At 39.4% G+C, this 25450-nt stretch carries 22 protein-coding genes and 1 pseudogene; 9 read left to right on the top strand and 14 right to left on the bottom strand.

The features are described from left to right. Positions 1-68: 68 nt before the first annotated feature. Positions 69-1082, top strand: a complete 1014-nt coding sequence (trpS, locus tag RMA95_RS07880; RefSeq protein ID WP_000072941.1) for a tryptophan--tRNA ligase — start codon at positions 69-71, stop codon at positions 1080-1082. A 411-nt stretch (positions 1083-1493) separates the two neighbouring features. Here the strand turns inward: trpS and sucD are convergent, their stop codons facing one another. From sucD to sdhC, 10 genes and pseudogenes are all read right to left on the bottom strand, one after another. Further along, on the bottom strand, positions 1494-2384 hold the full coding sequence (sucD, locus tag RMA95_RS07875) for a succinate--CoA ligase subunit alpha (RefSeq protein WP_000114637.1): 891 nt from the start codon (positions 2382-2384) through the stop codon (positions 1494-1496). A gap of 14 nt (positions 2385-2398) precedes the next feature. Beyond that, positions 2399-3565 carry an ADP-forming succinate--CoA ligase subunit beta gene (gene sucC / locus RMA95_RS07870; RefSeq protein WP_001048573.1) on the bottom strand — a complete coding sequence of 389 codons (1167 nt, stop codon included), beginning with the start codon at positions 3563-3565 and terminating at the stop codon, positions 2399-2401. Positions 3566-3713: 148 nt separating this feature from the next. Then, positions 3714-5147 (bottom strand): dihydrolipoyl dehydrogenase, encoded by a 1434-nt coding sequence (lpdA, locus tag RMA95_RS07865; RefSeq protein WP_002051272.1) that lies wholly within the window; start codon positions 5145-5147, stop codon positions 3714-3716. A gap of 62 nt (positions 5148-5209) precedes the next feature. Then, complete coding sequence (odhB, locus tag RMA95_RS07860) at positions 5210-6403, bottom strand: 2-oxoglutarate dehydrogenase complex dihydrolipoyllysine-residue succinyltransferase (RefSeq protein ID WP_200027436.1); 1194 nt, start codon at positions 6401-6403, stop codon at positions 5210-5212. Further along, complete coding sequence (locus RMA95_RS07855) at positions 6403-9243, bottom strand: 2-oxoglutarate dehydrogenase E1 component (protein ID WP_263614459.1); 2841 nt, start codon at positions 9241-9243, stop codon at positions 6403-6405. Before RMA95_RS07855 ends, odhB begins: the two co-directional genes overlap by 1 nt. A 157-nt stretch (positions 9244-9400) precedes the next feature. Further along, positions 9401-9529: pseudogene (locus RMA95_RS07845) on the bottom strand (hypothetical protein). A gap of 283 nt (positions 9530-9812) precedes the next feature. After that, positions 9813-10523 carry a succinate dehydrogenase iron-sulfur subunit gene (locus RMA95_RS07840; protein WP_004705893.1) on the bottom strand — a complete coding sequence of 237 codons (711 nt, stop codon included), beginning with the start codon at positions 10521-10523 and terminating at the stop codon, positions 9813-9815. A gap of 14 nt (positions 10524-10537) precedes the next feature. Next, on the bottom strand, positions 10538-12373 hold the full coding sequence (sdhA, locus tag RMA95_RS07835; RefSeq protein ID WP_227062829.1) for a succinate dehydrogenase flavoprotein subunit: 1836 nt from the start codon (positions 12371-12373) through the stop codon (positions 10538-10540). 12 nt (positions 12374-12385) lie between these two features. Next, the gene (gene sdhD / locus RMA95_RS07830) at positions 12386-12751 is read right to left on the bottom strand and encodes a succinate dehydrogenase, hydrophobic membrane anchor protein (protein ID WP_000833672.1); all 366 of its coding nucleotides are present in this window, start codon (positions 12749-12751) and stop codon (positions 12386-12388) included. Beyond that, the gene (gene sdhC / locus RMA95_RS07825) at positions 12751-13152 is read right to left on the bottom strand and encodes a succinate dehydrogenase, cytochrome b556 subunit (protein ID WP_001984863.1); all 402 of its coding nucleotides are present in this window, start codon (positions 13150-13152) and stop codon (positions 12751-12753) included. The genes sdhD and sdhC overlap by 1 nt, the downstream gene beginning before the upstream one ends. A gap of 953 nt (positions 13153-14105) precedes the next feature. Between sdhC and gltA the strand changes: the two genes are divergently transcribed. Then, entirely contained in the window at positions 14106-15380 is a 1275-nt protein-coding gene (gene gltA, locus RMA95_RS07820; protein ID WP_001287579.1) for a citrate synthase, read from the top strand. Positions 15381-15450: 70 nt separating this feature from the next. Here the strand turns inward: gltA and RMA95_RS07815 are convergent, their stop codons facing one another. Then, a complete protein-coding gene (locus RMA95_RS07815; RefSeq protein WP_311070067.1) occupies positions 15451-15936 on the bottom strand; it encodes a DUF1289 domain-containing protein in 486 nt (161 codons plus the stop codon). A 111-nt stretch (positions 15937-16047) separates the two neighbouring features. On the opposite strand from RMA95_RS07815, the gene RMA95_RS07810 reads away from it, so the two are divergent. After that, on the top strand, positions 16048-16980 hold the full coding sequence (locus RMA95_RS07810; RefSeq protein WP_311070066.1) for a rhodanese-related sulfurtransferase: 933 nt from the start codon (positions 16048-16050) through the stop codon (positions 16978-16980). Positions 16981-17101: 121 nt separating this feature from the next. Here RMA95_RS07810 and RMA95_RS07805 read toward each other — a convergent pair whose 3' ends face one another. Both RMA95_RS07805 and RMA95_RS07800 read right to left on the bottom strand, forming a co-directional pair. Further along, the gene (locus tag RMA95_RS07805; protein ID WP_001274941.1) at positions 17102-17626 is read right to left on the bottom strand and encodes a YecA family protein; all 525 of its coding nucleotides are present in this window, start codon (positions 17624-17626) and stop codon (positions 17102-17104) included. Positions 17627-17699: 73 nt separating this feature from the next. Continuing rightward, positions 17700-17906 (bottom strand): PA3496 family putative envelope integrity protein, encoded by a 207-nt coding sequence (locus RMA95_RS07800; RefSeq protein WP_000099358.1) that lies wholly within the window; start codon positions 17904-17906, stop codon positions 17700-17702. Between the two features lie 358 nt (positions 17907-18264). Here RMA95_RS07800 and rpoD point away from each other — a divergent pair, with 358 nt between their 5' ends. From rpoD to RMA95_RS07770, 6 genes are all read left to right on the top strand, one after another. Continuing rightward, positions 18265-20151, top strand: a complete 1887-nt coding sequence (gene rpoD, locus RMA95_RS07795) for an RNA polymerase sigma factor RpoD (protein WP_311070065.1) — start codon at positions 18265-18267, stop codon at positions 20149-20151. Between the two features lie 97 nt (positions 20152-20248). After that, on the top strand, positions 20249-20536 hold the full coding sequence (locus tag RMA95_RS07790) for a YbeD family protein (protein ID WP_002051390.1): 288 nt from the start codon (positions 20249-20251) through the stop codon (positions 20534-20536). A 183-nt stretch (positions 20537-20719) separates the two neighbouring features. After that, positions 20720-21373: a lipoyl(octanoyl) transferase LipB gene (gene lipB / locus RMA95_RS07785; protein ID WP_151864029.1), complete on the top strand. Its 654-nt coding sequence runs from the start codon at positions 20720-20722 to the stop codon at positions 21371-21373. A gap of 80 nt (positions 21374-21453) precedes the next feature. Further along, the gene (locus RMA95_RS07780; protein ID WP_002051257.1) at positions 21454-21987 is read left to right on the top strand and encodes a hypothetical protein; all 534 of its coding nucleotides are present in this window, start codon (positions 21454-21456) and stop codon (positions 21985-21987) included. 1 nt (position 21988) lies between these two features. Next, positions 21989-23173: an iron-containing alcohol dehydrogenase gene (locus RMA95_RS07775; protein ID WP_311070064.1), complete on the top strand. Its 1185-nt coding sequence runs from the start codon at positions 21989-21991 to the stop codon at positions 23171-23173. Positions 23174-23437: 264 nt separating this feature from the next. Continuing rightward, positions 23438-24823 (top strand): APC family permease, encoded by a 1386-nt coding sequence (locus RMA95_RS07770; RefSeq protein ID WP_080961315.1) that lies wholly within the window; start codon positions 23438-23440, stop codon positions 24821-24823. Between the two features lie 37 nt (positions 24824-24860). Here the strand turns inward: RMA95_RS07770 and RMA95_RS07765 are convergent, their stop codons facing one another. After that, positions 24861-25421 (bottom strand): flavodoxin family protein, encoded by a 561-nt coding sequence (locus RMA95_RS07765; RefSeq protein WP_002051305.1) that lies wholly within the window; start codon positions 25419-25421, stop codon positions 24861-24863. Positions 25422-25450 lie beyond the last annotated feature (29 nt).

Genomic DNA, 25450 nt, shown 5'->3' with positions numbered 1-25450 from the left:
TAATGCCAATCTTTTATATTACAGGGCTTACTATCCCTGATTAAGCCAATACGATAGTGGAATAAATAATGAGTAATGTTGATCAGCGTCCAATTATTTTGACAGGCGACCGCCCTACCGGACAACTTCACCTTGGGCATTTTGTCGGTTCTTTGCGTTCACGTGTAGGTTTACAGGATAGCCATCATCAACATCTCTTATTAGCAGATGCTCAAGCATTAACAGACAATGCTGATAATCCGGATAAAGTACGCCGTAACATCTTAGAAGTTGCTCTAGATTATTTAGCAGTTGGTATTGATCCAACTAAGACAACCATTTGCGTACAGTCATGTTTACCGGCATTGAATGAGCTTACAATGTTATATCTTAACTTTGTAACTGTAGCTCGTTTAGAACGTAACCCGACCATCAAATCTGAAATTCAAATGCGTGGTTTTGAACGTGACATTCCGGCTGGTTTCCTTTGCTACCCTGTTGCACAGGCAGCTGATATCACGGCTTTTAAAGCAACTGTAGTACCAGTGGGTGAAGATCAGATTCCAATGATTGAACAAACCAATGAAATTGTACGTCGTGTGAATCGTCAAATTGGTCAAGACCTTTTACCAGAATGTAAAGCATTGCTTTCTAATATGGCTCGTTTACCAGGTTTTGATGGTAAAGCAAAAATGTCTAAGTCATTAGGCAATACCATTGTTTTAAATGCTTCTGACAAAGACATTAAGAAAGCGGTAAATGCAATGTACACAGACCCAAATCATCTTCGTATCGAAGATCCAGGTCAAGTTGAAGGAAACATTGTATTTACTTATTTAGATGCATTTGATCCAAATAAAGAAGAAGTTGAAGAATTAAAAGCTCACTACCGCCGTGGTGGTCTTGGTGATGGTACTGTTAAAAAACGTCTTGAAGGTGTTTTAAAAGAATTAATTACACCTATTCGTGAACGTCGTGAAGAACTCGCTAAAGATCCTGATTACATTATGGATGTTTTACGTCAAGGCACTGATAAATGTCGAATCATTACTCAGCAAACTTTAGATGAAGTTAAAGATGGCTTAGGCTTATTTAAATTTTAATTCTTACATCAAGAATATAATTCAAAAAGCCCTACGGGGCTTTTTTTATTATTACATTTAACTTCAATAATTTAATTTATTAGAATTTCTATATATTTATTATGATTCACACGCTCTTACCCTTTTAACGTGAAGTAACACTAATTAACGTGAACCTTAATGAACAAATATGAACACCTGACTAATATAGCTCAAGTAGGTTGATATGAACCTCACGACATTTCTCCTTAAGCCGAAACTGTTTTTAACAGATTCGTTGTTCTACGCAATGATCACCCCAATCATTGCGTATTTTTTTGTCTTTTTTTCGCCTTATTATTTCTTATTTCATTTTATGCTACTTTTCAATGATGCAAAAAAATACCGCATCATTTTTCAGATGCGGTATTTTTTAAAGATTCAAGGAAGCTATTAAGCTAAACCTTTCTCTTTTAATACTTGCAACATAGTTGAACCAAGCTCAGCTGGGCTACGAGTGTAAGCCATACCTGCTTTTTCAAATGCAGCAAATTTCTCTTCAGCAGTACCTTGACCACCAGAAATGATCGCACCAGCGTGACCCATACGCTTACCTTTAGGAGCAGTTACACCAGCGATGTAACCTACTACAGGCTTAGTCACGTTAGATTTGATGAATTCAGCAGCTTCTTCTTCCGCTGTACCACCGATCTCACCGATCATGATGATTGCATCAGTATCTGGATCGTCTTGGAACAATTGAAGAGCTTCAATTTGGTTCATACCTGGGATTGGGTCACCACCAATACCGATACAAGTAGACTGACCTAAACCAAGCTTAGTTGTTTGAGCAACCGCTTCATAAGTCAATGTACCTGAACGTGAGATAATACCAATACGACCTGGTTGGTGGATGTGACCAGGCATAATACCGATCTTACATTCACCCGGAGTGATCACGCCTGGGCAGTTAGGACCAACTAAACGAGTACCGTTACCGTTAGTTTCTAAATAACGTTTTGCTTTAAGCATGTCGATTGTTGGAACACCTTCAGTGATCACAACGATTAGGCCAACACCTGAATCAACCGCTTCAACGATTGAGTCTAAAACGAATGGAGCTGGTACATAGATTACAGATGCATCTGCATTTGTTTCACGTACAGCTTCTTTCATTGTGTTGAATACTGGTAAGTCAAGGTGAGTTGTACCACCTTTACCTGGAGTAACACCACCAACAACTTTTGTACCGTAGTCTAAAGCTTGTGCAGAGTGGAAAGTACCGTTTTTACCAGTAAAACCTTGTACCAATACTTTAGTGTCTTTATTAATTAATACGCTCATGATTGATACTCCCCTTACGCTTTAACTGCAGCTACAACTTTTTCTGCGGCATCAGACAAACCGTTCGCAGAAATTAATTTCAAACCAGATTCATCAAGTAATTTAGCACCTAACTCAGCGTTGTTACCTTCTAAACGAACAACAACTGGGACAGTTACGTTTACTTCTTGAACCGCTGCAATAATTGCTTCAGCAATCATGTCACAACGTACGATACCACCGAAGATGTTGATTAAAACACCTTGTACAGATGTATCAGCAAGGATGATTTTGAACGCTTCGATTACGCGCTCTTTAGTTGCACCGCCACCAACGTCAAGGAAGTTTGCAGGCTGACCACCATAAAGTTTAATGATGTCCATAGTTGCCATTGCAAGACCAGCACCGTTAACCATACAACCAATGTTACCTTCTAAAGCAACATAGTTAAGATCAAATTCAGATGCTTTTAATTCACGCTCATTCTCTTGAGATTTGTCACGTAAAGCAGCAACTTTAGGTAAACGGTAAAGCGCGTTAGAGTCGATACCTACTTTCGCGTCTACACATAAAATTTCGCCATTTTCACGAACTGAAAGTGGGTTAATTTCAAATAAAGCAAAATCGTTTTCAACAAATGCTTGGTAAGCAGCTGTCATGATTTTTACGAATTGACCGATTTGTTTGTCTTTCAAACCTAAAGCAAACGCAACTTCACGTGCTTGGAATGGTTGTAAGCCAACTAATGGATCAACTTCAACTTTGATAATTTTTTCTGGAGTTTCTTCAGCAACTTTCTCGATTTCTACACCACCTTCTGTAGAAGCCATGAAAGTAATACGACGGCTAGAACGGTCTACAACCGCGCCCAAGTAAAGCTCACGCTCAACTGGATATACGTCTTCAGCAACAATGATGCTGTTTACTGGTTGACCATTTGCATCAGTTTGATACGTTACAAGACGAGTACCAATGATATTGTTTGCAAATTCGATAACATCTTCTTTAGATTTTGCAACTTTAACGCCACCAGCCTTACCACGACCACCAGCATGAACTTGCGCCTTCATTACAGCGAATTTACCACCAAGCTGTTCAAATGCAGCAACTGCTTCGTCTGCATTGGTTGCCAAGATACCTTCTTGTACCGGCATACCATATTCTTTCAATAACGCTTTAGCTTGATACTCATGTAAGTTCATTTAGTTACCTACTTAACTTTGTTTGTTGTCTTCAATTTGCGCAACATTCTCATGTTGTATATGCAAATTGCTGTCTACGTCTATCAACTTGATGATTTTTTAATCACACCATCGAATGTGAAAAAGAGCGGAGAACCGCTCTTTAATTTTATTTACGCTTACGTTGAATCGCGTGAATTGCACGACCATCTACAGCAAGTGCAGCTTCATGAACAACTTCAGAGAATGTTGGGTGACCAAAAGTCATCAACTGAAGATCTTCAACAGAAGATACAAATTCAAGAGCGATCATACCTTGGTGAACGATATCAGATGCAGCAGGTCCAATGACATGCATACCTAATAAACGGTCAGTTTTTGCATCAGCAACGAACTTAACAAAACCTGCGCCTTCACCAGCAGCTAAAGCACGACCATTTACAGCAAAACCGAATTGACCAGTTTTTACTTCATGACCTTTTTCTTTAGCTTGCTCTTCAGTTAAACCTACCCACGCCGCTTCAGGGTGTGTATAGATAACAGAAATGATTGTGTCATAGTTCACTTGAGCTGCGTGACCGTGAATACGCTCAACAGCCATTACACCTTCTTCCATTGCTTTATGAGCAAGCATTGGACCGCGAACCAAGTCACCAATCGCGTATACACCTTCTACAGAAGTTGCACAGTGATCATTTACTTCAACTAAACCACGTTCAGTTAATTTAATGCCTGAATCTTCAGCCAATAAACCTTCTGCATATGCTTTACGGCCAACACAAACGATTAATTTGTCAAAAGTTTGAGTTTTTTCTTCGCCACCTTGAGTGTATTTAACAGTCACTTCACGACCATTAACTTCAGTGCCAGAAACTTTAGCACCAACGCGAATATCAAGACCTTGCTTAGTTAAAAGCTTTTGGTATTCTTTTGCCAAAGCTTTATCAGCCATTGGCAAGAATGCATCCATTGCTTCAAATACAACAACTTCAGCACCAAGACGACGCCATACTGAACCAAGTTCTAAACCGATTACACCAGCACCAATCACACCTAAACGCTTAGGTACTTCTGGGAAGTTTAATGCGCCAGTTGAATCAACAATAATATCTTGATCTACAGGAGCTACAGGAATATTTACAGGCACAGAACCAGACGCAAGAATCACGTATTTAGGTTCTAAAACTTGAGTTTCACCTTCATGAGAAACGAACTCAACTTTTTTACCAGCAAGTAATTTACCTGTACCTTTTAACCACTCAATACCGTTGCCTTTAAGCAATTGATCGATACCACCAGTTAATTGGTCAACAATTTTGTCTTTACGAGCAAGAAGTTTTGCAAGATCGAAATTCACTTCACCAGTTGTAATACCGTGATCAGCTAAGTGATGCACTGTATCTTCATAACGATGAGAAGAATCAAGCAAAGCTTTAGAAGGGATACAACCTACGTTTAAGCAAGTACCACCTAAAGAAGGCTTACCGTTGTGAATACGTTTTTCAATACAAGCGACTTTGAAACCTAGTTGAGCAGCACGAATTGCAGCTTCATAACCACCAGGACCACCGCCGATGACAACAAGATCAAATTGTTGAGACATTTTTATCTCCATAAACCAGGATAGAGGATCGCTCTACCCTGGTAGGTATTTATTCGAAGAAATTAAAGATCAAGGATGAGTTTAGCTGGCTCTTCTAACAATTCTTTGATTGCTACTAAGAAACCTACAGCTTCTTTACCATCGATCATACGGTGGTCATAAGAAAGCGCTAAGTACATCATTGGCAAGATTTCAACTTGACCATTTACCGCCATAGGACGCTCTTGGATTTTGTGCATACCCAAGATACCAGTTTGCGGTTGGTTCAAAATAGGAGTTGAAAGCAATGAACCGAAAGTACCACCGTTAGTGATTGTGAAAGTACCACCAGTCATTTCTTCGATAGATAATTTACCGTCACGTGCTTTACCAGCATAAGCAGCAATACCTGCTTCAACTTCTGCATAGCTCATACGGTCAGTATCACGTAATACTGGTACAACAAGACCACGATCAGAAGATACTGCAACACCGATGTCATAGTAACCGTGATAAACAATATCGTCGCCATCAATTGAAGCGTTTACAGCTGGGTAGCGTTTAAGCGCTTCAGTTGCTGCTTTAACGAAGAATGACATGAAGCCTAAACGAGCGCCATGACGTTTTTCGAAAGCATCTTTATATTGCTTACGCAATTCCATGATTGGCTTCATGTTAACTTCGTTAAATGTAGTTAACATTGCAGTTTCTTGAGTTGCAGCAAGAAGACGCTCAGCAACACGCTTACGTAAACGAGTCATTGGAACACGTTTTTCGATACGCTCGCCAACAGCAACACTTAACGGAGTAACGTTAGCAGCTGGTTTAGCTTGATGGTTTGCAACATCTTCTTTAGTGATACGACCACCACGGCCAGTACCTTGTACATCAGCAGCAGCAATACCAGATTCAGTTAACGCTTTACGAACCGCAGGAGCTTGATCAGATACAGTTTCTGTACGTTCAACAACAGGAGCTGCACCAGCTTGAGTTTGAGCAACTGCTTGTTCTACTGCTGCAGGAGCAGCAGCTGCGCCAGCACCAGCTTCGAATTGAGCAATAACTTCGTCAGAAAGAACTGTATCGCCTTCACCTTTAATGATTGCAACCAAGCTACCATCTGCAGGAGCAACAACTTCTAAAACAACTTTGTCGGTTTCAATATCACAGATTACTTCATCACGTGATACAGGTTCACCCACCTTTTTATGCCAAGTTGCGATGGTGCCATCTGCAACAGACTCTGGGAATACCGGTGCTTTAATTTCGGTTGCCATTATTGAGAATCTCCTGATTGTTCAGCTTCGATTGCCAATGCATCATTAATTAGCTGAGCTTGTTGTTTTGCATGCAAGTACGGTGAGCCACAAGCTGGTGCAGCAGAAGCTTCACGACCTGCAAAACTGATACGGATTTGTTTGCCAGATTTTAAGATATCGTCATATAAACGCGGTGCGATAAACAACCAAGCGCCTTGGTTCTTCGGCTCTTCTTGCGCCCAAACGAGTTCTTTCACATTTGGATAAGCAGCCAAGATTTCCGCAAGACGTTGCTCTGGGTATGGATACAACTGTTCAATACGTACGATTGCAACATTAGTTAAGTTTTGTTCACGACGTTTTTCGAGTAAGTCGTAATAAACTTTACCGCCACAAAGTACAAGACGAGTTACATCTGACTTGTTAATTTGATCGATTTCGTCAATTACAGTTTGGAATGAACCATGTGCTAGCTCTTCTAAAGTAGAAGTCGCAAGTTTATGACGAAGTAAAGATTTCGGTGACATTACGATTAATGGCTTACGAATTGGGCGTACAGCCTGACGACGTAATGCATGGAAAATCTGTGCAGGTGTCGTTGGAGTGATCACTTGCATGTTGTCTTCAGCACATAACTGTAAGAAACGTTCTAAACGAGCTGAAGAGTGCTCTGGACCTTGACCTTCGAAACCGTGTGGTAACAACATTGTTAAACCACAAACACGCTCCCACTTAGTCTCACCAGAAGCAATAAACTGGTCAATCACAACTTGAGCACAGTTTACGAAGTCACCAAATTGTGCTTCCCAAATAATCAAGCTCTTAGGAATTGTAGTTGCGTAACCATATTCGAACGCAAGAACTGCTTCTTCAGATAAAAGAGAGTCGTAAATCGCAAAACGTGGTTGGTTCTCTTTAACATGACAAAGAGGAATGTAAGTTGAACCATCAACTTGGTTATGCAATTTCGCATGACGGTGTGAGAAGGTACCACGACCTACGTCTTCACCAGTAATACGAACTAGATAGTCTTCATCTAATAAAGTTGCATAAGCTAAAGTTTCTGCTGCACCCCAGTTTAGAGGAGTTTCACCAGTTTGCATTTTCACGCGATCTTCAATTACTTTTTGAACCTGACGCTGCATTACAAACCCTTCAGGAAGTTTGCTCATGCCCTCGCCTAATTCTTTAAGGCGGTTCAAGTCAAATGAAGTATCCCAATCGTCTGTATAGTCATGGCCCAAATATGGAGTCCAATCAACAAACATTTTGGTATTTGGTTCAAGAATCAATGCATTTGCTACATGATTACCCGCTTCTAAATCAGAACGGTAATCTTCAACCATTTGATCAGCTTCAGCACGATCAAGTACTTTCTCTTGTACAAGTTGATCAGCATAAAGTGTACGAGTAGTTGCTTTCTTCGCAATTACTTGATACATCAATGGTTGTGTACCAGATGGCTCATCCGCTTCGTTATGGCCGCGACGACGATAACAGAACAAATCGATAACAACATCTTTACGGAATTCGTGACGGAAATCATGTGCTAATTGAGTAGCAAAGATAACAGCTTCAGGATCATCGCCATTTACATGGAAAATTGGCGCCTGAATCATTTTAGCAACGTCTGTACAGTACTCTGTAGAACGTGCATCACGTGGATCAGAAGTTGTGAAACCTACTTGGTTGTTCACAATAATATGAACTGTACCACCAACCGTATAGCCACGAGTTTGTGACATTTGGAAGGTTTCCATGTTCACGCCCTGACCTGCAAATGCAGCATCACCATGAACAATAACTGGCAATACGTCATCACCGCCGATGTCTCTACGACGTACTTGACGTGCGCGTACAGAACCTTCAACTACAGGACCAACAATTTCCAAGTGAGATGGGTTAAATGCCAATGCCAAGTGAACTTCGCCACCTGGAGTCATTACATTACTTGAGAAACCTTGGTGGTATTTAACATCACCTGAACCTTTCTTATGAATTGATTTACCTTCGAACTCACCAAATAAGTCCGCAGGGTTTTTACCCATAATGTTAACAAGAAGGTTCAAACGGCCACGGTGTGGCATACCGATAACAACTTCTTTACAGCCTACAGCACCAGCACGCTGGATAATCTCGTTTACCATAGGAATAAAAGATTCGCCGCCTTCAACACCAAAGCGTTTAGCACCGACGTATTTATTACCAAGATATTTTTCTAGACCCTCAGCAGCGGTTAAACGCTCCAAGAAGCCTTTCTTTTGATCATTTGAGTAATTGAATTTACCACGGGCACTTTCAAGACGTTGTTGAATCCAACGCTTTTCTTTTGTGTCCACGATATGCATGTATTCAACACCGATTGAACCACAATAGATTGCTTCCATTGCTTCAATCATTTCAGCAAGAGTTGCTTCACTCTTACCAATCTCAAGATTGCCTGTGTTGAATACTGTGTCTAAATCTGATTTGGTTAAACCGTGTGCTGAAAGATCTAAATCAGGAATATCTTCACGCTTAGCAAGACCTAATGGATCTAATTTAGCTTTTTGATGTCCGCGATTGCGATAAGCAGCAATAAGTTGTAAAACGCCAATTTGACGACGCTCATGCTCAGTACTTACAGTACTTTGTACAACAGGTTGAACACGATTAGCATTACGTCCTAGTAATAGGAATTGCTCACGCACAGCGCTGTGTGGTTGGTCACCCTTTGGATATTTATCGAAATATTGGCGCCAGTCCTCAGCGACGGAGGTTGGGGAAGTCAGGTACTGCTCGTAAAGTTCTTCAATATACGCTGCACTATCAGCGGAAAGTTCAGTGTCAAGACGCAATGCGTCAGCAACTTCTTGCATTTGTGGACCCATTTCCTATTGCAAAAAATATTACAGGCTGCCTTTTAAGCACACCCATGATGCATAATGTCAAATTGGTAAAAATGACACTACTTACCCAACAGGTCTTCAAGACCATGGGGCGTCATACTACCTAGAGAGAAAACTCCATAGGTAATTAATGAATCACAACGCCCTCAATGGCATCATCACTCACCTTATACTCGATTAAAACCGAGCAATTTTTTGCAAATCTTTTTAGAAAAATTAACTACACAATTAACTTTTCTAAAATGACTTTGACCATAAAAATTAAGCACTGATCTAAGATCGTGCCACTTAATTTAATTTCACTAGTATACGCTTTTTTCACCTACAACTTTGTGGCAAATCGTATCATGTTCTTAACGAACGATTGATTTTTTTGACACATACCATCTATAAATTGGCGAAATACATATCCAATTTTATCTATTAATATATGGTGCTTGATATAAAAACCCCTCTTTTAGCGACTAAAGTATAAGACGCCTATTATAAAGTTAAAAAAAAACGCACATCAAGGATGTGCGTTCTCTATTTGTGCAGAATTAACCCGCTTGATCTAACAACATGTTACGGATGTGACCGATAGCTTTTGTTGGATTCAAACCTTTAGGACATACTGACACACAGTTCATGATACCTTTACAACGGAACAAACTGAATGGATCGTCAAGACGAGCCAAACGATCTGCGGTCGCAGTATCACGAGAATCGATAATAAAACGGTATGCATTCAACAATGCTGAAGGACCCAAGAATTTATCAGGGTTCCACCAGAATGATGGGCATGAAGTTGAACAACATGCACAAAGAATACATTCATACAAACCATTCAAGTGTTCACGCTCTTCAGGAGACTGTAAACGCTCTTTAGGTGGAGCTGGTTGGTTATTGATCAAGAATGGCTGAATTTTGTCATATTGATCATAGAATTGGTTCATATCAACAACCAAATCTTTAATAACCGGCAAACCTGGCAATGGACGAATTACAATTTTCTCAGGTAGGTCGTTTAAATTCCATAAACAAGCCAAACCATTTTTACCATTGATGTTCACACCATCCGAACCACAAATACCTTCACGGCATGAACGACGGAATGTTAACGTTTCGTCTTGAACTTTCAAAGCAAGCAATGCATCAAGCAACATACGGTGCTTATCAGTCAATTCAAGTTTGAAAGTTTGCATGTACGGCGCTTTATCCTTATCAGGATCATAGCGGTAGATTTCGAATGTACGAGTACCTCTACTCATCTTTATACTCCCGATTAGAATGTACGTGGTGCTGGTGGAATTGGATCAACAGTTAACGGCTTGAAGCGCACTGGCTTATATTCCAAACGGTTATCTGATGAATACCATAAAGTATGTTTCATCCACTCATCATCACGGCGACCGTATGAATAAGTTGGGTGATCAGCTGGTAATTCATAGTCAACTACCGTATGCGCACCACGACATTCTTTACGCGCAGCAGCTGAAATTAATGTAGCTTTTGCAACTTCATATAAGTTTTCAACTTCAAGCGCTTCAACACGTGCAGTGTTAAATACTTTAGATTTATCTTTCAAGTGAATGTTGCGTACGCGTGGTTCAAGAGCAAGAATCTCTTTAACACCTTTATCAAGCAATGCTTGGGTACGGAATACACCAGCGTGGTCTTGAACGATATCACGAATTGCGTCAGCAACTTCTTGTGCATTTTCACCAGAAGTTGATTCATCTAACTTACGTACGCGATCTAAAGTTTGCTCTAATACGTTTGTTGGAAGTGGCGCATATTCATCACCATGATGCTTAGTTACGTAATCGATAATGTGCTCACCAGCAGCTTTACCAAATACAACCAAGTCAAGAAGTGAGTTAGTACCTAAACGGTTTGCACCATGTACTGATACGCAAGAACATTCACCAATTGCATAGAAACCTTTTACAGGTTTAGTGTAGTTGTCTGTACCAGGCTCTGGTAAGCACACTTGACCATGCATATTCGTAGGAATACCACCCATTTGATAATGGATTGTTGGTACTACTGGAATTGGTTCTTTAGTAATGTCTACGTTTGCGAATTTTTTACCGATCTCAAATACAGATGGTAAACGCTTCATGATTGTGTCAGCACCTAAGTGAGTCATATCAAGTAAGATATAATCACCTTTTGGACCACAACCACGACCTTCTTTAATTTCTTGGTCCATAGAGCGTGATACGAAGTCACGTGGAGCCAAATCTTTTAAAGTCGGTGCATAACGTTCCATGAACGGTTCGCCGTCTTTGTTACGAAGGATCGCACCTTCACCACGACAACCTTCAGTTAACAATACGCCTGCGCCCGCAACACCCGTAGGGTGGAATTGCCAGAATTCCATATCTTGTAATGGAATACCAGCACGAGCAGCCATACCAAGACCGTCACCAGTGTTGATATAAGCATTTGTTGATGCACGGTAAACACGACCAGCACCACCAGTCGCAAACAATGTTGCTTTTGCTTGGAATACTGCGATGTTACCAGTTTCTTGGTCAATTGCAGTTACACCAAGTACATCACCTGCTTCGTTACGGATCAAATCAAGAGCGATCCATTCAACGAAGAATTGAGTACCCATTTTCACGTTGCTTTGATAAAGCGTGTGCAATAATGCGTGACCAGTACGGTCAGCAGCAGCACAAGCACGTGGAACTGGTTTATCACCATAGTTAGCAGAGTGACCACCGAACGGACGTTGGTAAATTGTACCATCAGCGTTACGGTCAAACGGCATACCCATGTGTTCAAGTTCATACACAACTTTTGGTGCTTCACGACACATAAATTCAATTGCGTCTTGGTCACCTAACCAGTCAGAACCTTTTACTGTATCGTAAAAGTGGAAATGCCAGTTATCTTCTTGCATGTTACCTAACGACGCACCGATACCGCCCTGAGCAGCAACTGTATGTGAACGTGTTGGGAAAACTTTAGTAAGTACTGCAACTTTCAAACCTGCTTGAGCAAGTTGGTAAGAAGCACGCATACCAGAACCACCACCACCAACGATAACTGCATCGAAAGTGAGGTTTTGAATATTTGAATAATCTTCTTTAGGGGTTATCGCGCCCATGATATCTTCCTATCAATTCGCCCAGAAAATCTGGATACCCCAGATTGCGTACACAAACACTGCAATAATGACAGCCGTCGTCAGTACAAGGCGTAAACCTTTCGCTGAAGGACCCATTTGACGAGTAGTGACATAGTCAGTGAAAACCTGCCACATACCAATCCATGCGTGTGCGATAAGCGATAAAATTGCCAATAAAGAAAAAATCTTCATTGGTAATGTCATCATGAAACCAGCCCATTGTTGATAGTCAAATCCGCCTTTGCAGAGAATCCAACCAAAAAGAACAACAGTATAAGCTGCCAATACCACAGCACTTACACGCTGGATAAACCAATCACGAGAACCTGAACCTGTTAAACCTGTAGCACTTTTCATTAGAACATAATCCATACAAAGGCTGCGATAATGGCTACCACAGATAAGATCAATGAAATTGTCGCTGCAATACGACCGCTTTGCAGTTCTTCGGCAAAACCTAGATCTGCAAGCAAATGCTTAACCCCAGCAATAAAGTGGAAAATTAAGCCGGCTACAAATACCCACACGACAAAACGTACAAGGATATTTCCAAAAACGACATTTTTAACGTAGTCAAATCCTTCTGGTGAAGATAATGATTTATCTAGAATCCATAAGAGAACTGGTACTAATAAGAAAACGATGACACCTGATAAACGGTGTAAAATTGATGCAATAGCCACGGGTGAGCGTAAATTTACCGCTAACACCTGACCCATGGACAAATTGACAGGTCTGTTGCTTTTCACAGCGGGCATCCTGTAGGTAGAAACTCCGACCGGAGTTTGTTGAATTAATTCCAAGGAAAGCTGGCATTGTTAGGCAAGCACAGCTCATGCCTAACCTATAAACGACACTGAATTATAAAACGCGAAATATCAAAATACAAACAATCCACTTTGCCTTTTCCGCAAAAACTCATCAAATAAGAATCATTCACATAGCCAAACAGCAGTCTTCCCTATCCAAAACCTAAGATAAAACAAAACATGTGCTTGTTTAACCTCATATTTTATAAAAAATATCTTTTCTACTGCTTTATTTAAAATAAGTGGGTTTTAGACTAAAGATAAAGTTAATAAATCATCAAGTCTAATCGAAAGCATAAACTAAAATTATTCTTACTTACTAATTTTGATCATTTTTATTTTTAAAATGGTAACTATCCATACTTATCTTAAAAGTAATAAAGAGCTACTTGACTCTTAACAGTGAGCAGTATTTTTACAAAAAAAGCTTTTTAATTTTTCAAGCATGATCAACAAGCTATTTTTTAGACAATTAAACTCAAAAAAAGTACAACTTTTGGAATTATCAAATGGTGATAATGAAGCAATTTTTGAATCGCAATTTAAAATTACAGACTGAGTTTTATGATTTTTTTAAGCTGATTGGCATTTTATGACCACTACGAATTCTTAATTTTTATTTAAAAATTTGCTTACAATTGTACTCACGCTTCATTTTTTTTCTGCACGTTCTTCTTGAATTGACTTATGATACCATCCCGATGCAGTGATTTTACTGACTTTTTTGCTCGGGTCTTGATGACTAACTCTCTGTGGGAACGTCATTTTTTATCCATAAGTATAATTGACAAAATTTCAGTACTCACTAATCTTATAGCAAATTTTGACACCGTCTGATTCGCACATGAGAAAATTAGGATTTCGAGTCAGATAATCATTCACCAGGACAGGAGATCTATTGAATGTCTGAAGCAACTGGCAAAAAAGCCGTATTACATCTTGATGGCAAAGAAATTGAATTACCAATTTACAGTGGCACATTAGGTCCCGATGTAATCGACGTTAAAGATGTATTGGCCTCAGGTCACTTTACTTTTGATCCTGGTTTTATGGCGACAGCTTCATGCGAGTCTAAAATCACATTTATCGATGGTGACAAAGGTATTTTATTACACCGCGGTTACCCGATTGATCAGTTAGCGACTCAAGCAGACTACCTTGAAACTTGTTATTTATTATTAAATGGCGAGTTACCAACTGCTGAACAAAAAGTTGAGTTCGATGCGAAAGTTCGTGCTCATACTATGGTTCACGATCAAGTTAGCCGTTTCTTCAATGGTTTCCGTCGTGACGCACACCCTATGGCAATCATGGTTGGTGTAGTCGGCGCATTATCTGCGTTCTATCACAACAACCTTGACATTGAAGACATCAACCACCGCGAAATTACTGCGATTCGTTTGATTGCTAAAATTCCAACGCTTGCTGCTTGGAGCTACAAATATACTGTAGGTCAGCCATTCATCTATCCACGTAATGACTTAAATTACGCGGAAAACTTCTTACACATGATGTTTGCGACTCCTGCAGATCGTGACTACAAAGTAAACCCTGTTCTTGCTCGCGCAATGGATCGTATTTTTACGCTTCATGCTGACCACGAACAAAACGCGTCTACATCTACAGTTCGTCTTGCTGGTTCTACTGGTGCGAACCCATATGCATGTATCTCTGCTGGTATCTCTGCACTTTGGGGACCTGCACACGGCGGCGCGAACGAAGCAGTTCTTAAAATGCTTGATGAAATCGGTAGCGTTGAAAATGTTGCTGAGTTCATGGAAAAAGTTAAACGCAAAGAAGTTAAGCTTATGGGCTTCGGTCACCGCGTTTACAAAAACTTCGACCCACGCGCCAAAGTTATGAAACAAACTTGTGACGAAGTTCTTGAAGCTTTAGGTATCAATGATCCTCAATTAGCTCTTGCTATGGAACTTGAACGTATTGCGTTGAACGACCCGTACTTCGTTGAACGTAAACTTTACCCTAACGTAGACTTCTACTCTGGTATCATCCTTAAAGCGATTGGTATTCCAACAGAAATGTTTACTGTAATCTTCGCTCTTGCACGTACAGTTGGCTGGATCAGCCACTGGTTAGAAATGCATAGCGGTCCTTACAAAATTGGTCGTCCACGTCAGCTTTACACTGGTGAAGTTCAACGTGACATCAAGCGTTAATATTCGAAAGAACATTAATATAAAAAAGCTGCCTTATGGCAGCTTTTTTTATAAATAAGTTTTTTAAAAGTTATTCTTCTTCAAACATATTTAACAAGTGATGACTAATACCATCAGCTCTTAACCAAGCCAACTCATAACTTGCTTTAGCTAGAGCCAAGACACGTCTTTCAAATTCAGTCCATATCTCTTTAACTTGTGCTTCTGAAATCCCTAAACCACTTTCAGATGCAAGATGTTTATTTTTTTCACATATTTTTAAGGCATGGTAAAGTTTACGGCCTTTACTCGCCCCTTCCATTAAACGAACACGCTTGCTTAATATAAATCCTTCCACATGCTGGACATTCGCCTGTGGCAACATAGGTACCAAAATCTGGTCTAATTGATCATCTAAGCGCTTCCAGACAGCTAAACGCTGCTCTGCTGTATAAGTATTCCATTGAATCACTTCATGGTTAAAACGGCGACAACCACGACATACCTGATCACCAAAAACTGTTGAACAACGCCCTGCACATGGGGTGAGAGAGAGCGTTCGATGATCATTACTCAAAACAGACTCCTTAAATAAACCATATACTTTTTATGGTTTTCTCGCTTATTACAAATTTTCGCGCTAAAATACGCGCCTTAAATTTCTATCTTAATACATTTGGAGTTTTCCATGAACGCTACTGTAGAACAGCTTGCACCTGTAGAACAGCAAGCGACCGCGGGTTGGGTTGTTGCAGCACTATATCAATTTAAAGAAGTTCAAGATCCTGCTGATCTTCAACAACGTCTTTTAGACTTAGTGAAAACAATTAACCTTTGTGGAACTCTGATTGTAGCAGGTGAAGGAATTAATGGTACCGTTGCTGGCGACCGTGAGGCAATTGATAAAATTCATCAATTTTTGTTAAACGAAGGTTTTAACGCTATGGAATATAAAGAGTCCCATAGCTCTGACAAACCTTTCCGTAAAATGAAAATTAAGCTTAAAAAAGAAATTGTAACTTTAGGCGTAGAAGTAAAACCTCGTGATTTAGTAGGCCACTATCTTGACCCTAAAGAATGGAATGAACTTCTTGCACGTGATGATGTAATTCTAATCGATACGCGTAACGACTATGAATATAAAGCAGGTACTTTCAAAGGTGCGATCGATCCTAAAACTGAAACATTCCGTGAGTTTCCTGAGTACGTTAAAAAAGAGTTAGAACAGCATAAAGACAAGAAAATCGCGATGTTCTGTACAGGTGGCATTCGCTGTGAAAAATCGACCTCTTTACTTCTTCAAGAAGGCTTTCAAGAGGTTTACCACCTCAAAGGCGGTATTCTTAAATACTTAGAAGAAACTCCAGCAGATGAAAGTCTTTGGGAAGGCGAATGTTTCGTATTTGATGGACGTACTGCTGTAACTCATGGTGTCGAAGAAGGTGCAAACATTAAATGTCATGCTTGTGGCTGGCCTTTAACTCCTGAAGAGTCTGCACTTCCAAGCTATGAACATGGTGTTTCTTGCGTGTACTGTATCGACAAAACAACTGAGAAACAAAAAGCTGGTTTCCGTATGCGTCAATCACAAATTGCTGCAGCTAAGCGTAAACGCCTATAAAACTGAAAAGTATTTTCAAAAGGCATTTAGTTTTCTAAATGCCTTTTTTATTTCTTCTAAATAAACGCTGACAATAAAAAACGCCCTAGAAAGGACGTTATTTATTATTTCTTCTAATAAATTAATTTGGAGTATGGTACATCAAATATAATTCATTCAAATTATCTGGAATTTCTTCTGCCAGTTCATCCATTAACTGTCCATTGCGACGGAAAGATTCCATCTGTGGATCTTCTTCATCAATTCCACTAAAAACCATGATCGGTAAAGTTAAATCAACCAATTGTTCTTCATACTCAGGAGCAAACCACGCCTCTTCGTTTAAGAACATTGCATCAACAAACCCTACACTCCAATCGCCTAGGCTTGATTCAACGTCAGCTTCTTCAACTTCAAATGGAAATTCAATCCCATTTTCATTTGCTAAATCTTGACGAATCGACTCTAGCCAAACCTTGATTTGTTGAATAATTTCTGCCGGAACCTTTTTCTGGTTACCTTCGAACAATTCATCTAACCAGCGGTCAAACTGAGGGCCTACTGCAATTGCACACAAAAAACCATGAGTTGCAGCAAAGTCTAGACCATACTCATTGTGGTCTCCATCTAGATATTCACTTAACTGGTCTAAATCTAATGCACTCATTGTGTTACCTGACTTTAAAAAGAAATTGACGATAGCATAGCACTTAAGCCGACGATGCCCTATTTAGTTTTGATCAGTCTTCATCATCAAGATCATCGTCGTCTAAATCATAATCGAAATCTTTCAACTCACGCTCTAAACGGCGCTGTGCCAATAGATCATCAATTAATCTACGTTTTTCCAACGATTCTTTTGCACTGATTTTGCCTGATGACTCATCAAAACCGACATCATCATCATCGCCGTAGTTATCATCTAGTTCAAAATCTGTAGAAGACACTAAAACTACCTCATAATGAAAAAATGTGAATGGGTCTAGCCGCTATTTATCTGTCTTACTTTTCCTTGTCAAGTTTTATTTATATTTTTTTCATTTAATTGCCTATTTGTACTTTTTTTCGCCCAAAAAATTGTGTATTTATAAAACAGCACAGTCTTTTGATAATCGAAGATTTCTACAAATTTTTCTATGATTTAAACTTGAAAAAAATGATTTTAGCCCAATATTCAAAAAATAGTCGTGAATTCAAAGATATTTTTTATTTAACGGTCACCGATCAAAGCCGAAACATTTCAAGCAAATTGTGCTATCATGCACGGTTTTTCACTGCCACAGATTCAACAAAGAGTAAGCAAAGATGAGCGATATGCATTCCCCTACTTCTCAAGTAGCGGCTCTGATTAGCCGAGGCAAAGAACAAGGTTACTTAACTTACGCTGAGGTTAACGATCATCTGCCGGACTCGATTACTGAAAGCGAACAGATTGAAGACATCATCCAGATGCTTCAAGACGTTGGTATTCCTGTACACGAGCGTGCACCTGAATCTGACGATACCATGTTCGGCGAATCAGCTGATGCAACTGACGAAGTTGCTGAAGAAGAAGCTGCTGCCGTACTTGCATCTGTTGAAAATGAGCCTGGACGTACGACAGACCCTGTACGTATGTACATGCGTGAAATGGGTACAGTAGAACTATTAACCCGTGAAGGTGAAATCAGCATTGCCAAACGTATTGAAGAAGGGATTCGTGATGTCCTGAACTCAATCGCTTACTGGCCAAATGCTGTTGAAGTTGTATTAAAAGAATATAATGATTTTTTAACTGGCGAACGCCGTCTTGCCGATATTTTATCTGGCTACCTCGACCCTGAAACGGATGAAGATATTCCTGAAGTTTTAGAAGAAGTTGAAGAGATTGAGGAAGAAGACGAATCATCTACAAAGTCAACGAAAGAAGTTAAGCTTGATGATGACGATGAAGAAGAAGAGTCTGAAGGTGATGATGACTCTGAAGGCGATTCAGGTCCTGACCCAGAAGTTGCAAAAGTTCGTTTTGCTGAATTAGAAGCTGCATGGGCTCAAACTAAGGCCGTGATTGAAAAACATGGTCGTAATAGCCGTGAAGCAAATGAAGCACTTGAGTCATTAGCAACTGTATTCATGATGTTTAAATTTACTCCACGTTTATTTGACATCATTTCAGAAATGATTCGCGGAACTCACGAGCAAATTCGTGCCAATGAACGTGAAATTATGCGTTATGCAGTACGTCGTGGCCGTATGGATCGTACTCAATTCCGTACATCTTTCCCTAAACAAGAATCTAATCCAGCTTGGTTAGATGAACAAATTGCTAAAGCTCCTGCAGAAATCAAAGGACATTTAGAGAAAGTTCGTCCAGATGTTTTAGCATTCCAGCAAAAGATTGCAGATATTGAGAAAGAACTTAATTTAAGCGTTGCTGAAATTAAAGATATTTCTAAACGCATGGCGATTGGTGAAGCCAAAGCTCGTCGTGCGAAAAAAGAAATGGTAGAAGCCAACCTTCGTTTGGTAATTTCGATTGCGAAGAAATACACCAACCGTGGTTTACAGTTCCTTGACTTGATTCAAGAAGGGAACATTGGCTTGATGAAAGCTGTAGACAAGTTTGAATACCGTCGTGGTTATAAATTCTCGACTTATGCAACTTGGTGGATTCGTCAGGCAATTACCCGTTCTATCGCAGACCAAGCACGTACAATTCGTATTCCTGTACATATGATTGAAACGATTAACAAGATTAACCGTGTTTCTCGTCAGTTATTACAGGAAATGGGCCGTGAACCTACTCCAGAAGAGTTGGGCGAACGTTTAGAAATGGACGAAGTCAAAGTTCGTAAGGTTCTTAAAATTGCTAAAGAACCAATTTCAATGGAAACTCCAATCGGTGATGATGAAGATTCGCATCTTGGGGACTTTATTGAAGACCAGAACATCACTTCTCCAATTGATGCTGCGACTTCAGAAGGCTTAAAAGAAGCAACTCGTGAAGTTCTAGAAAACTTAACTGAACGTGAAGCTAAAGTATTGAAAATGCGTTTTGGTATTGATATGCCAACCGATCATACTTTAGAAGAAGTTGGTAAACAGTTTGATGTAACACGTGAACGTATTCGTCAAATCGAGGCGAAAGCATTACGTAAATTACGTCACCCTTCTCGTTCTGAACACTTGCGTTCTTTCTTAGAGAATGACTAAGTTTTGAAATCTTGAAATTTCGACGCTAGTCCCCATTTAATAGAAAGAGCTACAAACGCCTGCGATGATGCAGGCGTTTCACATGATGAGGTTACTTATGTTAGACCGCACTCCATCTCGCGAACTCCGTGAAGACCTTTGGGTATTTCCAATGGACTATCCAATTAAACTCATTGGCGATGCGGGTGAAGAATTACGTATAGCTGTAGTTGATATTCTAGTAAAACATTTTCCTGACTTTGACCAATCAACGTTAAAAGTACAAGAATCTCGTACAGGCAAATACCATTCATTAACCGCACAATTACGCTTTGATGAATTGGAACAAGTTCATGCTTTGTATGCAGACTTGGCTGCTTGTCCGCAAATAAGAACTGCACTTTAATTTTAAGATGCCATGACAACTTTAATGTCATGGCATTTTTATTTATATCAATCTTATTATAAATAACGATAAATATTTAGAACCGTTTAAGCAAAATACTTTAAACTCATCAAGAGCATACTCTCATAATTTAATGTTGTGAGACCGCCCTTCTGTTTAGTACATCGCACAGGAAAATGTTTAATGAGCCTTGATAAACCCACTTTGATTATTCGTCAGTGGAACGATTTACAAGATTATCAAAGCAAATTCGAATTGATGAAGAACTTGACCAATCAACGTGATGAAAATACACCCGACGAGCTATGGTTGCTCCAGCATCACGAAGTATTAACTCAAGGTCAAGCTGGAAAACCAGAACATATTCTAATTCCATCCAATATTCCTGTAGTTCAAACTGATCGTGGTGGGCAAGTGACATGGCATGGCCCTGGTCAACTGGTCGCGTACTTTATGTTTGATCTTAATCGGCTAAAGTGGAATGTGCGTACATTGGTTAGTTTTGCTGAACAATTTATGATTGATGTTTTAAAGAAATATAATATTGAAGCATATGCAAAACCTGATGCTCCAGGCGTATATGTAAATGATAGAAAAATTGGTTCCTTAGGTTTCAAAATTCGTCGTGGCCGCAGTTATCACGGTTTAGCCCTAAACTTAGACTGTGCATTAACAGGTTTTCAAACTATTAACCCATGTGGTTATGCAGGTTTAGAAATGGTCCGCATACAAGATTTGGTGACTCCATATCCATCATTTGAACAACTTTGTCAGGACTTTATTGAGTATATTAAGGCCTCTGGGTACTTTAATGACCCTGAAGTCAAAATTGAATAAATGATTTTGAGATGGAATAAAAATAGATTAGAGTAATTACTCTAAATTTGCTTTTGCATAATTTTAAGAAGGGATAGCAAGTGATTTCGACAAAAGCTGTAAAGCCCACTCTGCAACTTGCCTACGTTAAGCTCATGATGGATGTTGTTGGTCGTGGCTTAGTCATGGCGAGTCAAGTAGATAGTGAAATACAAGAGGAAGTATCCAAATTTCCTGTTCACTTTGTACTTTCAATGAATGTCTTCCCAAATGGACCAGCATTTTTTGCCCGAGTGACAGAGAACAAACAATTAGAACTGCTAAAAAGAGCGGAAAAAAAGCCTGATTTAACCATTACATTTAAGCATGTAACCCATGCATTTTTGGTTTTCTCATTTCAGGAAAGTACTGCTCAAGCATTTGCAAATGATCGAATGATTGCCGATGGTGACGTATCCGCAGCAATTCGTTTAGTACGCTGCCTAAACAAAATGGAATCTCTCATTTTACCGAAATTGGTAGCTTCACTCGCAGTTAAAGAATACCCAACCGAACTCACCCTAAAAGAAAAATTCAACGAAGCTGCAAATATTTATTTAAAAGTAGCTAAGTCTTACTTCAAGCGGAGCGCATAACATGGCTAAACCATATTACGAATTCTTTTGTCCTGTAAAAGTCATTGCCGGTAATGCTGCTTTAGAACATATTCCTTTTGAACTTGCGACTTTAGGTGCAAAGCGTCCGCTTATCATTACAGATAAAGGCGTTCGCGCAAATGGCTTACTCAACCCTATTGAAGCTGCATTTAGCACGACTGATGCTGTGATTGGTCATGTTTTTGATGATGTTCCACCAGACTCAAGTCTTGAAGTAGTTCGTCTTGCAGCGGAAGCTTATCGTACAAATAAGTGTGATGCGATTATTGCTGTTGGCGGTGGCTCTGTTATTGATACCTCTAAAGCAACTAATATTTTAGTCTCTGAAGGTGGAAATGACCTTCTTCAATACTCTGGTGCTCATAACTTACCAAAACCATTAAAGCCATTTTTTGTGATTCCGACCACATCAGGTACAGGTTCAGAAGTGACTATGGTTGCGGTGGTTTCTGACACACAAAAGAATGTGAAATTGGCATTTGCTTCATACTATTTAATGCCACATGCTGCAATCTTAGATCCACGCATGACATTAACTTTACCACCTCACTTGACGGCAATGACTGGTATGGATGCATTAACACACTGTGTGGAAGCTTATACGTGTATGGCTGCTAATCCACTCAGCGATGCTTATGCAAGTGCGGGTATCAAAAAGATTAGTGAAAATTTATTTAATGTTTTAGAAAATCCAAATGACTCGCAAGGCCGTTTAGAACTCGCACAAGCTTCTACAATGGCAGGTATCGCATTTTCTAACTCGATGGTAGGCCTTGTGCACTCGTTAGGGCATGCATTAGGTGCAGTTGCCCACCTGCCCCACGGTTTATGTATGAACCTATTCTTACCCTATGTGCTTGAATACAACAAGCAAGTAAATGGTCAGAAAATTGGTGAGTTACTATTACCTCTAGCTGGTGCAGATATCTATGCGCAAACTCCAGCAACCCAACGTGCAGATAGAGCAATTACAACTATTTTAGCAATGCGTGATCGCTTATTTAGCTTAACCAAGTTACCACGTACCTTGCGCGAAACTGGTAAGGTTACTGAAGCACACCTTGATGAAGTTGCAGAAAAAGCACTAAATGATGGCTCTATTATTTACAACCCTAAAGAAGCAAGCTTAAAAGATATACGCGAGATCTTACAAAAAGCTTGGTAATTTAAGTTTTAACTACCTAAAGAAAAAACTAAAGGTCTGATTTTTATGACAAATCAGACCTTTTTTATATCTATGAATTTTTATTCATCATTTTCTTTGGAAATATGGCAAAAAATTTGCTAAAAAATCCACGAAAGTACTGACAATTTGCATCAATTTAGGATAGATTGGCGCACTTTATCTTTTATGTAGGGGGGATCGTTCGTCTCAAACGATCCTTAACACCAAGCTGATCCTTGATCAACGATTATGAGGATAACGCCGTTGACAAACTTATCTGGGACTAAACCAACAGCTAAACTTCAAAAGAATCTTGTGCTATGGCACATCATTATTATTGGTTTAGCTTATATTCAGCCATTAACTTTATTTGATACTTTTGGTTTAGTATCAGAACGAAGTGGTGGTCATGTACCTACTTCTTATATTTTTGCGTTAGTTGCAATTTTATTAACGTCGATCAGTTATGGACACATGATCAAACGCTATCCTTCTTCAGGGTCAGCATACACCTATGCCCAAAAGTCAATTCACCCTAATGTTGGTTTTATGGTGGGTTGGTCATCTTGGCTAGACTATTTACTTTCACCACTCGTCAATATCATTTTGGCCGATATTTATTTAAGAGCATTGTTTCCAGAAGTAAATAATTGGTTATGGGTAATTGGCCTAACTGCATTAATGACTGTTATTAACTTATTCGGCGCACGTTTCGTTGCTCGTTTTAACAGTACAATTGTAGTTATTCAACTTGGTGTTATCTTTTACTTTGTTTATCAAGTGTATACCTTGCTTACCCAAGGTGTATATGCCGATGGTACGTTAAATCCGGATAAAGCTGAATTATGGTCACTCACTCCTTTTTGGAATGATATGACTTCTATTAGTGCTTTGATTGGTGGTGCAACGGTACTTTGTTTCTCTTTTACAGGTTTTGATGCTTTATCTTCACTTGCCGAAGAAACAAAAGATGCTGAAAGAACACTTCCAAAAGCGATTTTTTCAACAGCATTGCTTGCTGGTGTCATTTTCATCATAAGTACTTACTTTATCCAGTTGTATTTCCCAAGCAACCCAACGACTTACTTTAAACCGTTAGATGAATCACAACCTGTGATGGTTGCAGCAATTGGTAGCATTGCCTTTAAAACATTAGTTTTATACTTTGCTGTGGTTGCAGTAATGGCATCTGGTATTTCGGCACACGCTGGCGTATCTCGCTTAATGTATGTTATGGGACGTGATGGCGTTATCAATAAAAAGTTGTTTGGTCATATCAGTCCAAGACTACATACCCCAACTTACAACATTCTTATTGTTGGTGTAGTTGCGTTGTCTGCTGGCTTTTTAGATCTTGAACATATTGTTAACTTAATTAGTTTCGGGGCCTTAACTGCTTTTAGTTTTGTGAACTTCTCTGTAATTTCGCGTTATGCGCTTAGAGATGGTAAAAACAAATCTATTAAAGATATTATTAATTACATTATTGTACCGACGCTTGGCTTTGCCAGTGTGTTCCTAATGTGGTTGGAAATTGACAAGCTTGCTTTACAAATTGGCTTGGCTTGGGCAGTAGTTGGTGTAGGTTATCTTGCTTACAAAACCAAAGGCTTTAAATACAATGCTCCTCAACACAACGAGCATGAATAATAAAAAAGGCGCTTAAAGCGCCTTTTTTATGGACTTATTATCCAAATATTTTATTTACAATACCTTGTACGCGTTTTGCATAAAGTTTTGCTGTTTCTAAGTCCCCTGTTGGAATCTCATCTACACTTGCATCTGATGGTGACTGAACAAGTAGACCTACCGAGCCACCCAAGTTATTTACATCTTCACGTTTTGCGTTTTTAGTGTTTGCTGGCAATAGACCTAAGCTCACCCAAATGCCACCGTGTTGTGATGCTAAAGTTTGTAATTGAATAAGCGTAACTTGCTTATCACCATTTAGGCTTGCACTGTTGGTAAAGCCTGCAAATACTTTATCTTCCCAACCACGTGTAAACCAAACTTTTGAAGTTGCATCAGCAAATTTTTTAAACTGCCATGGTGCTGTACCCATATAAGTTGGAGCACCGAAAACAATACCTTTTGCATTGTTTAATGTTTCCCAATCTTGCTCAGTAATATTACCTTCCTGATCAATCTGGATAAGTTGAGCATTAATTTCATTAGCAAAAGTTTCAGCAACTACTTTCGTGTGGCCATAACCAGAGAAATATACAACCGCAATATTAGAATTAGACATGGAAGAACCTGTGTTTTATTAAATTCCAT

Origin of the sequence: Acinetobacter sp. V110_1, assembly GCF_031798975.1 — a bacterium.
In the GTDB taxonomy this organism is placed as follows: domain Bacteria; phylum Pseudomonadota; class Gammaproteobacteria; order Pseudomonadales; family Moraxellaceae; genus Acinetobacter; species Acinetobacter nosocomialis_A.
Note: the sequence above shows the minus strand (reverse complement) of the source record. Positions and strands in the feature narration are given on the sequence as shown.